Raw genomic sequence first — 9,137 nt, 5'->3', positions numbered from 1 at the left:
GCGTCAGATGTGTATAAGAGACAGCCACAAACCCTGTCCGACCCACCCCCTCCTTCCTGGTAGTGTTCTTCCCGTCGCCCCCGTAGCTCAGGGGATAGAGCAACGGCCTCCGGAGCCGTGTGCGCAGGTTCGAATCCTGCCGGGGGCACCCAGGTGACGATTGAGATACTTGAACATCCGCCTCGCGACCAGCCGAAACGCTGACCGCGAGGTTTTTTGCTTTCCCGGCCCGTGCGCAGCCGAGAGCGGCCGAACGCAGCCCGATGTCAGTGATCACGTAATGATCTTGACGTCCTTCCAGCAGCTCAGGGCCGGTTTTCCGAACCGGCGACGTCGCCACCGACACACCTCCGACACGGCGGAAGCCCTGGCGGTGACCGGGGCTTCCGCGCGTGGGGCGCGTGAGTTGAAGTCACGAGCCGCTTGTCTCATCCTCTTCTCCGAGCCCCAGCACTATCCGGTTGTTCATTTCGGCTTCCTGGCCGTCGACGCACTTCGCATAAATCCTCAACAGCACGTCCACCGAGTGACCGGCACGGGCCGCGACTTCCGGTGCGGGAACCCCCGAGTTGAGCCACAGGGATACGCCCGCGTGACGGAGGTCATAGGGACGGGCCGCCATGACGGAGCTGGCCTGGGCCGGCAGGAGGCCCAACTCCCGGCCCCGCTTCCAGATCCGCGAATACGACGAGGCCGCCACGACGTTGCCGTACTCACTCTGAAACAGCCGCCCGTCGTCCGCCGTACCGAACTCCGCCACGTGCTCCCGAAGCAGCCGGACCAGCGGCGGTGGGATCGGCACTACCCGCACCTCGCCCTTCTCGCGCTGCTTGAGCCCGCGCCGGTCGTGCGCCTCGCCGGAGTCCGTCCAGGTCTTCCCGGCCGAGGGCCGCGTCTCGGCGAGTTCGATACGGCCTCAGCCCGTCTCCGGCAAGGTGCAGTCGTCGAGTCGCAGGCGCAGCATGGCGAACGCGTTCGTCACGGTCAGGTAGGCCAGTCGCAGCAACACGATTGATCATCATGGCGGGGCGCTTACCGACCACGCCGGAGCTTCCAGGGCGACCGGCCCTACCGGTGATGCTCGCCGACGGCGGCGAGGCCCTCGCCCACCTCGCTCCTCTGCGCGAAGACCGTCCGGGATCGTGCCCGATTCCGCGCGGCCACAGCCGGCGCAGCGCGTCGGCGAAGGCGCCGGTCAGGCCGGTGGCGTCCGCGAGATCCGGCAGCAGGAGAGACCCGGCATGGCTGACCACTCCACACCCGGCGGCCGAGACCACAAGTCGGGGACGTGACCTGGCAGTGTGCCCTCCGAAGGTGCCTTCCTACTGGGCTGACAGAGACTCTGGACAAAGCCTCATCGTCCCAGGTCAGAAGGCACCTTCGCTGTTTCGCTCATGATCCGAACAGGGCCGCGAGCGAAAGGCGCGGGCTAACCGTCGCAGACCTTGACCGCATCGGTTTGCTTGTCCGCTGATCCCGGCAAGTTGCCTCGCTCGCCGTCTGCCACGTCCAGGAGGAGCACCCACTGCGTGCCATCCCAGTTGTAGAGGCCGACGGCCACACCGGTTCGATTCTGATATGAGCTGATCTGGTCACCCAGTCCAGCGCTCCCGATGTCGTACAGGCGGCATGCGGAGTCCTTTTCGACGACCATATTGCCGTCGGCATCTTGGCTGTCCCAGGCGCAGAACGTTCCGCCGGGGCAGGCCCAGTCGGCTCCACCGCCGCCCTTTGTCGTCACGGGAGGGTTGGTGGGAGGGCTGGTCGTGCGATGGCTGGTCGCCGAAGGGCTGGTCGTGGGAATGCTCGTAGTGGGAAAGCTCGTCGGGGGAGGGCTGGTCGTGGGAGGGCTGGTGGAGGTGCTCCCGACTGTACCGATTGCATTGGGAGCTTCCGTGGCGCCCCTGCCCGCGTGAATGTTGAAGACGATCGGGATGAAGGCCACAATGATCGGTACGGCGATGCTCCCGATGATCAACCTGGAGTGCCTGGCGAAGAAGCCTGGCGGTGTGGGTCCTGGCGGAGTGGGTCCCGGCGGAGTGGGTCCCGGCGGTGTGGGTCCCGGCGTGGGCGGCTGAGTGCTCATCGGCCCCCCACGGTCCCCGCGGCCGCCGTGGCCGTGGGCGTGCTCGTGCGAACAGCAGCCACTGATTCCCCCTCACGCTTGTGCTGCCTGGAGCACACATTCTTGCGGACCCGGAGGGCGACCATACGGGTCTTTTACGGGAAACCGGCGGGAAGTCCCGGACAGGTAGCGCTGGCCTCGCCGTTTCGGTCGAGGCGACGAGGCGTCGCTGAGGGGCCGCTGTGGGTGGCTGACGCGATCTCGGTGCTCGGGGAGTCGGAGTCCCGGCGCGGTGGTCGGGTTCTCCAAGGTCCTTCGGGTCGTGGTGGGCCAGGGTTCGCCGTCCAGCAGCAGCACGCGAGTGTCTCCGACGACGTCGGCCTCTTCACCGGTCAGGGTGATCCGCAAAGATTCGACGCTGCGGTGAACGCAGTACGGGACGCCTGCACCGCCGACGGACCGACGGTCGAGGTGACGCAAAGATCTGGAGACTCCTTCGTCTGCAGCCTCACCTGCTGGGGCGGCTCAAGAAGCACCGATCGTCATCGTGTTACCAGCACCCTGCGGGGCTCGCTCGTTGGACCAATGAGGCGAGATGGGTGACGGCTGCCGCGTGGCGCGCCTGCTGAACACGGCGAACGAAAGGAATAGTTGTCCGCGAACGTAGGATCGCATTCAGGGCGCAGCCCCGGAAGGACACGTGGTGGACAATTCTTTGCTGGCCCATATCGAAGCTGTCGTCGACAGCGGAAAGGCCGTCATCTCAGCGGACGACGAAGCTGTCGTGGCCATCGTGCAAGAGACCGTCAAGAGCGGAAGAACCGCATCCTTCTACCTGTCTCGCAAGCAGGCCCGTGCCCTGAGAGACTTGCACTGGACGCCCGAGCGCATCAAAGCATCACGACTTGAGCCCGTATCGAGCGAAGAGAAGTCGAGAATCGAGTCCGAGTTGGGAGTCGAGATCGGAAACTTCCGCTTCGCAAGCTTCAAGTGCAAATCCGGCCACACGTTCGGCGCGTTTGAATTCCTACAGCAAGGAATTCGCGAACACGGAGTGGGCTCGGTCAAGAGGATCTTCGAGCTGAAGAATTCAGCTTTCCTTCGCGTCAACCCGCATTTCGTTGTTTCATGCTCCGAGTGCGATCAAACGATGGAGGGTGGCATCGAGTACGAGGGTGCCACGTACCCAGGGTGCTCCTATCCGGATCCGCCGATCTGCGTGTAGCCGGCGTCCTGATGCGCCGCGTCGAAGGAGACCTCTGCCGGCTTCTCCTCCTCGGGTGCGTAAACAAGCACCGTCGCAACTGTCGGCCCTGGAGCCGGCGAAGCAGGCGTGGAAGAGGCTCCGCCCGGGACCATGCGGGCCTCGCTGAGTTCGATATGCGTCCGGCCCTCGTCTGCGCCCATGGTGGTGAGGGCGCAGAAGAGATCACCGTCGTAGTCCCAGGTCAGCAAAGACATGGCGATGATGCTGCCGTACCTGGCGCCGCAAGTGAGGTCGGCGGCGGCCAGGTTGCCGATGTCGCGTTGGCCGGATCACCAGGTCGCGGAGGTCCTTCCAGCCGAAGCCCTTCGGTCGGCCGCTCGGTGGGCGCCCTTCTTTCCGCCGTGCAGCTCAGCGGCGTCCATGCCCGTGAAGGCCCTCGTGCTCCTGCCCGTCGCGGCGGTTGCGGTGCACGGTGAACCGGTCGTAGAGCACCGGCTCGGGGAAGGGGTTCGCGGTGGTCACCGCAGGTGTGTGGTAGTAGCTCACGGTGATCTCCGTACGCCCGCCGGGCAGTCGGCCCGGGTCGACGTCGAAGACCGCGAGGCCGAAGGGGAATCGGGTGTCGGGGTCGCGCACCGCCGACCAGGTGGCCTTCTCCGTGGCGTCCGGATCGGCTTTGAAGGGCAGCCGCTTGGTGCGCACGGTCGCGTCCGGCACGCCGTCGCCCGTGGAGTCGCCGAGGTAGACGTCGTCGTGCGACGCCGTACCGCCGCCGCCCAGGATCAGGTGGACGGTGCCCTTGGAGGTGTCGATGTCATCCAGCCGGTCGTCCACCACGGCGGGCCGCAGCAGGCTGTCGGGGTCGGTGCCTCGTACCGGGTGGGTGCGCTCGTAGTCGTGGTCGTGCCCGCACAGCACCAGGTCCACGCTGTAGCGGTCGAACAGCGGCAGCAGCAGCTGCCGGATGTTGATGTCGCCGCCGTGGCTCGTCGCGGACGACCCCATCGCGAACTGGTGCATCGACACCACGATCCAGTCGACCTCGCGCCCGGCCCGCGCCACCGCCAGCGTCCGCTCCAGCCACCGCACCTGGGCGCCCTGGCTGTAGCCGCTGATGTACACCGACTGGCCGGTGACCGGGTCGATGCTCGCGTCGTCCTCGATGACGATGTCGTTGCCGTCCAGGGCGAGGAAGAGAACGGAACCGACCTGGAAGCTGTACCAGTTGCCGCAGTAGTCGCGGGTGCCGTTGTCGGGGAAGGCGAACCGGGTGTGCCAGGACGCGTACCCCAACTCGCCGCCGCCCGCCTCGACCTCGTGGTTGCCCGGGGAGGCCATCCAGGGCCGCTTGGCGGCGGAGACGGCCATGTTGTTCATGAACGCGTCCCAGCACTGCGGCTGCAGCTCCTGGTTGTTGTTGGCGTACGACAGGTCGCCGTTGAGCAGGTGGAAGAGCGGGTCGAACCGCTCGACGTTGCGGACCGCGGCCGCCCCGTTGATGGAGGACTTGGCCCAGTCGTTGCTGCCCGCGCCGAGGTCGCCGAAGCTGGTGAAGCGGAAGGCGGCCCGCTCCCGCCCGGGAGCCGTACGGAAGGTGCCGCGCACCGGGGCGGCACCGTCGTGCGAGACCTCGTAGACGTAGGAGGTGTCGGGGCGCAGCCCGCGCAGAGCGGTGTGGTGGGTGTACGTCTCGACCTTGTTCAGACCGTCCACGTACGTCCTGGTCTCGGCCTGCTGTGTACGCCCGAACTCGCCGTGCACGGTGCCCAGTCGCAGCCGTGGCTTGCGTACGGACGCGGCGGTCGCCCAGGAGACCGTCATCTCCCGGGACGGGTCGTTGCCGAACTGCAGGTGGACCTGCTCGGGCCCCGGCGTCCCGGCCACCGCGGGCCGCGCCCACAGCAGCGTCGATGCGGGCGCCGCCACCAGCGCACCGGCTGCGGCCGTGCCCCGCAGCACCGTCCTGCGTGCCGGCTGTTCGTTCTCGGACATCACCATGTACCGCCTCCAGGCGCGTGTCGGTAAATCGCCCAAGAGTGGCGACGGCAGGTGACACTCGCATCGGCGGGTGGGAGAACGGGTCGTGAACACAGACCGAACGAGGCCTCACGCCCCAACAGATGTCCGACCGTCGTCACGTTCGCCGTGCGCCCCCGTCGCTCGGTCCGCCGGTGCGGTCAGCCGAGTCAGGGCTGACGAGTTCGCCGGCACTACGCCGCGGCGTCCGACGTCGCGCCCAGTGGCTCGGGGGCGGTGGCGGTGGCGGTGGCGGACGGTCCAGAGCGAAAGGGCCTCTTCACCGGGGGAAGTAGGCGCGGTAAGCGGCCGAGCCGGATGGCGCCGCGAGTGCGGCTGAACGCCATTGGCGCGCGAAGGCGGGAGCGCGGTCGCCTGCCGCGACGAGCACCGCCACCGGCCGGTGACCGGCTGCTGCCAGGAGTCCGGCCACGGTGATGCTCCGGTCGGAGCCCGCCGTCTGGCGCGATGCGCAGCCGGCGTAGAAGGCGAGCGGGACCGCCGAGTCGCCGGACAGCAGGCAGGGTGGCCGTACACCGTTCGCGTGCAGGCTCTCGGCCAAGGCCTCGTAGTGCTCGCGCGCCTGCCGGTTGTTGCCCACCGCGGCGAGGAGGACCCCGCCTTGGACCGCCAGATGGCCGCACAGTGCGAGGGCGACCGCGGCGGTCGCGACCGGCCGCAGCCGGCCCGCGCTGTCGCGGACCAGCCGCCACAGGCACTCGGCGACCGGGATCGCCAGCAGCGCATAGGAGGGCAGCAGGAACCGGGGAGCGGCGTAGCCCACGGTGAACAGATACGGAACGGCGAGGAATCCGGCGGTCAGCAGCGGCAAGCAGACGGTCGCCCGACGGCCGCGCCAGGCCGCGGCCGCGCCGCCCGCGGCCAGCAGGGGCAGCGCGAACCACCAGGCCGAGTTCGCCCGGTGCCGCCAGGGCACGTCGCACGGGCGGCACAGCGTGCGGCCGTCCAGCGCACGGATCTGGTCGTCGACGGCGAAGTGCAGGCCGAGGCCGCCCTCGATCGCGCTGGCCCGGTGCAGCCTGGCGGCCAGGCCGCCGTAACGGACATAGGCCTCGATCACCCATTCCGCACAGCCCGCCAGCAGGCCCGCCGCAAGGACCGCGAACACCACGGGGTGTCGCCACCGGCGGACGGTCAGGGCGGCGCCGGCCAGCGGCAGCACGAGCCACACCGCGTCCGGCGGGCGCATGAGGCCGACCAGCGCAACCGCGACGGCCAGCCCCGCGAGGGCCGCGCGGTCCCCACGGTCGCGCGCTGCGCGCAGCAGGCATCCGACGGCGGCCAGCGCACCGTAGGCACTCCAGAGGTTGGGCATGACCTGTGACCCGTACAGCAGGGTGATCCACAGTCCGGCGAACAGGCCACCGGCGAGCGCGAGCACCCGGGCGGGCAGCAGCGGACGCCACACGCGCAGCGACACGAAGAGCCCGGCGCCGGACAGCACCGCGAGATAGATCCGCAGGGCCGCGGTGGACGATGTCAGGGTCGCGACGGGTGCGGCCAGCAGAGAGACGCCGCGGGCCCGGGGCGCACTGAAGAAGGCGGCGGGGACGTGCGCGGCGACCTGGCTGGTGTAGACGGTCTCGTCCCAGCCCAGGCCGGAGCCGGGCACGGCGAGGACGAGCTGGGCGAGTACGAAGACGGCGCAGACCGCGGCCACCCGGCCGACGGACTGCGCCGATGCGGTCGAGTGCGTGGCCGGCAGCGGGCGGGCACGTACCTGGAGCCTGTCTGACATCAGCGACCTCAGATCGTCGGTGCGGCGGCACGTGCGGGCCGCTTGGCCGACTCTGTCCGCACCGGCCGGTCGGGACCACTCGACGCGCCGTCCGGCACCGCGGAATGCCCTGGTCGTGAGGCTTCCCCAGATTCAACATCGTGTAGTAGTTCCGGGCTCGTGAGCGAGATGTCGCAGGCAGGGCACGAGATCGCCGCGCACGGCTGGGCCCACCGCCCGCTGCTGACACGCGGCCCGCGGTCCACCCACGACGACCTGGCACGTGCGCGGGACCTGATCGGCGACTTGACCGGCGCGGCGCCGCAGCTGTTCCGGCCACCCTACGGAGTCATGACCGGCGCGACACATCTGGCGTGCGGGCGGCTCGGCCTCACCCCCGTGCTGTGGACGGCGTGGGCCAGGGACTGGCGGGCGCGGGCCACGTCCGACAGCGTGCACGACACCGTCGCCCGCGACCTGCGCGGCGGCGGCACCGTCCTGCTGCACGACTCCGACTGCACCTCCGCCACCGGCCTTTGGCGCAACACCCTCGGCTCACTCCCCCGGCTGCTCGACACCTGCGAACAGCGCGGGCCGAGCGTCTGGCCACTGCGTGACCACGGCGGGCCGCAGCCGTCCGGCTGACGCGGCGGCCGCGGCGGACCCGGACGCCGGTTGCCGGCCGCGTAGTGGCGTGGACGCCAGGTGCGCTGCGCAGGACACGCGACGGTCCCGCCGCGGGTCTGTACGGTCTTCGGTGTAACTCCCGATCACGGGAGTAGCACCTGATGAGCGACGTGACTGCCTCGGTTGAGGCGGCGGAGGAGGTCCGTCCGGTTGAGTTGGCGGCGGACCTGCTGGACGAGCAGTTGATCGGGCGGTTGGTCGGCCGGGCCCGCGCGGGCGGGCTGGTCCCGAGGGTCGTTGCTCCTGGGGAGCGTGCCTCATAACGGGCAGACCTTTGTACGTTTACGACAGGCGCTCGCCACGTCACGCCCTGGCACGTTGCCGGCCTTGGTTTTGACGGGAGCCTCAATCGAGTGGCCTCGCGGCCATGGGATCGAGCTGATCCAGACCATTCCGGGAGATCGATGGGGCCGAAGTCCTCGGCAAACACGTCCGGCTCCCGCCGGTGTGTGCATACGATCCTGCTGCCAGGGCACTATGCCCTGGCAGCAGGATCGTGCCGTCATCTTGGTGCTCGGCTCGCCTGGCCCTGACTGTGTGCCGTGCGGAGACCGGCGTCGGAAAACAAGGGGGCACCGTTGATGGCCGACAGCCGGAGCGAAGCGCGGACCAGGCACCCGCGCCACGAGCGTCGTGGCGAGCCCCGCCTTCCCGCCGTGATCGCCACACTCGCGGCCGCCGCGCTCTACCTGGTGCTGCCGCAGCAGCTGCTGATCGCGCCGCGCTTCGTCCTGCCGGCATTGGAGTTGACGCTCCTGATCCCCCTCATCGCCATCAACCCCCGCCGACTGACACGGCAGACCCGGACCTTCCGTGTGCTGTCCCTGGCACTGGTACTCGTTATCGTCGCGAGCAACCTGACCGCTTTGGGCATCCTCGTCCACGACCTGCTCTACGCGCATGCAGAAGAAGGGCGCCCTCTCCTCGTCGCCGCCCTGCAGGTCTGGCTCACCAACATCATCGCCTTCGGGATGGCCTTCTGGGAACTCGACCGCGGCGGCCCGGTCGCCCGCACCCAAAGCCCGCGAGAACGTCTCCCCTTGGCAGACTTCCGATTCTCCCAGGACGAGAACGCCGACACCGTCCAGGAAGTCGCCGACGGCGCCAGCAGCACCTCCGACTGGGTCCCCACCCTCGTTGACTACCTCTACGTCTCCGTCACCAACTCCACCGCCTTCAGCCCGACCGACACCATGCCGCTGTCCACCCGCGCCAAGCTGCTCATGAGCATTGAGAGTGTCTCCGCGCTCATCACCTCCCTCCTCGTCATCGCGCGAGCCGTCAGCATCCTTCACTGAAGCCGGCTCACGTGTCGCAGCGACAAGCGGGTGTGTCCAGTTAACGGCTGATCTTGGTTGTTGGGGTTCAGTTGTTGGCCGGGGTGAGCCGGCCTTCGAAGGCGATCTGGAAGGCGTTCAGGGGTG

Annotated in this window: 10 protein-coding genes and 1 tRNA gene; 6 read left to right on the top strand and 5 right to left on the bottom strand. The window is 68.8% G+C overall.

Going from position 1 to position 9,137, the window contains the following annotated elements; translation table 11 throughout:
• Window positions 1-76 precede the first annotated feature (76 nt).
• Window positions 77-148: transfer RNA gene (locus IH54_RS0137890), tRNA-Arg, on the top strand.
• A 264-nt stretch (window positions 149-412) separates the two neighbouring features.
• Here IH54_RS0137890 and IH54_RS40885 read toward each other — a convergent pair.
• Both IH54_RS40885 and IH54_RS44105 read right to left on the bottom strand, forming a co-directional pair.
• On the bottom strand, window positions 413-802 hold the full coding sequence (locus IH54_RS40885) for an integrase (protein ID WP_043183472.1): 390 nt from the start codon (window positions 800-802) through the stop codon (window positions 413-415).
• A gap of 627 nt (window positions 803-1,429) precedes the next feature.
• Window positions 1,430-1,741, bottom strand: a complete 312-nt coding sequence (locus IH54_RS44105) for a peptidase inhibitor family I36 protein (protein ID WP_159012352.1) — start codon at window positions 1,739-1,741, stop codon at window positions 1,430-1,432.
• A 193-nt stretch (window positions 1,742-1,934) separates the two neighbouring features.
• Here IH54_RS44105 and IH54_RS45960 point away from each other — a divergent pair, with 193 nt between their 5' ends.
• Window positions 1,935-2,078: a hypothetical protein gene (locus IH54_RS45960; protein WP_159012349.1), complete on the top strand. Its 144-nt coding sequence runs from the start codon at window positions 1,935-1,937 to the stop codon at window positions 2,076-2,078.
• Window positions 2,079-2,768: 690 nt separating this feature from the next.
• A complete protein-coding gene (locus IH54_RS45955) occupies window positions 2,769-3,290 on the top strand; it encodes a hypothetical protein (RefSeq protein ID WP_159012347.1) in 522 nt (173 codons plus the stop codon).
• Here the strand turns inward: IH54_RS45955 and IH54_RS0137875 are convergent.
• The 3 genes from IH54_RS0137875 to IH54_RS0137865 all read right to left on the bottom strand — a co-directional run bounded on the left by IH54_RS0137875 (window position 3,263) and on the right by IH54_RS0137865 (window position 7,047).
• Window positions 3,263-3,526 carry a hypothetical protein gene (locus tag IH54_RS0137875; protein ID WP_031525898.1) on the bottom strand — a complete coding sequence of 88 codons (264 nt, stop codon included), beginning with the start codon at window positions 3,524-3,526 and terminating at the stop codon, window positions 3,263-3,265. The genes IH54_RS45955 and IH54_RS0137875 overlap by 28 nt on opposite strands.
• 154 nt (window positions 3,527-3,680) lie before the next feature.
• Window positions 3,681-5,264, bottom strand: a complete 1,584-nt coding sequence (locus IH54_RS0137870; RefSeq protein ID WP_159012345.1) for a purple acid phosphatase family protein — start codon at window positions 5,262-5,264, stop codon at window positions 3,681-3,683.
• Between the two features lie 304 nt (window positions 5,265-5,568).
• Window positions 5,569-7,047: a hypothetical protein gene (locus IH54_RS0137865; RefSeq protein ID WP_107060368.1), complete on the bottom strand. Its 1,479-nt coding sequence runs from the start codon at window positions 7,045-7,047 to the stop codon at window positions 5,569-5,571.
• Between the two features lie 159 nt (window positions 7,048-7,206).
• Between IH54_RS0137865 and IH54_RS0137860 the strand changes: the two genes are divergently transcribed.
• From IH54_RS0137860 to IH54_RS0137850, 3 genes are all read left to right on the top strand, one after another.
• A complete protein-coding gene (locus IH54_RS0137860) occupies window positions 7,207-7,671 on the top strand; it encodes a polysaccharide deacetylase family protein (protein ID WP_267965268.1) in 465 nt (154 codons plus the stop codon).
• A gap of 143 nt (window positions 7,672-7,814) precedes the next feature.
• Window positions 7,815-7,976, top strand: coding sequence for a hypothetical protein (locus tag IH54_RS45950; protein WP_159012343.1), 162 nt, complete (start codon window positions 7,815-7,817; stop codon window positions 7,974-7,976).
• 318 nt (window positions 7,977-8,294) lie between these two features.
• Window positions 8,295-9,011: a hypothetical protein gene (locus tag IH54_RS0137850; RefSeq protein ID WP_031525889.1), complete on the top strand. Its 717-nt coding sequence runs from the start codon at window positions 8,295-8,297 to the stop codon at window positions 9,009-9,011.
• Window positions 9,012-9,137 lie beyond the last annotated feature (126 nt).

Origin of the sequence: Streptomyces sp. NRRL F-5123 (assembly GCF_000721495.1) — a bacterium.
Lineage (GTDB): Bacteria > Actinomycetota > Actinomycetes > Streptomycetales > Streptomycetaceae > Actinacidiphila.
The sequence above is the reverse complement of the archived record's forward strand: the minus strand, read 5'-3'. Positions and strand labels throughout refer to the sequence as shown.

Coding starts and splice junctions, on each gene's coding strand:
- IH54_RS45960 (WP_159012349.1), top strand. CDS start 1,935: ATGAAGGCCACAATGATCGGTACGGCGATGCTCCCGATGATCAACCTG.
- IH54_RS0137875 (WP_031525898.1), bottom strand. CDS start 3,526: ATGTCTTTGCTGACCTGGGACTACGACGGTGATCTCTTCTGCGCCCTC.
- IH54_RS0137870 (WP_159012345.1), bottom strand. CDS start 5,264: ATGTCCGAGAACGAACAGCCGGCACGCAGGACGGTGCTGCGGGGCACG.
- IH54_RS0137865 (WP_107060368.1), bottom strand. CDS start 7,047: ATGTCAGACAGGCTCCAGGTACGTGCCCGCCCGCTGCCGGCCACGCAC.
- IH54_RS45950 (WP_159012343.1), top strand. CDS start 7,815: ATGAGCGACGTGACTGCCTCGGTTGAGGCGGCGGAGGAGGTCCGTCCG.
- IH54_RS0137850 (WP_031525889.1), top strand. CDS start 8,295: ATGGCCGACAGCCGGAGCGAAGCGCGGACCAGGCACCCGCGCCACGAG.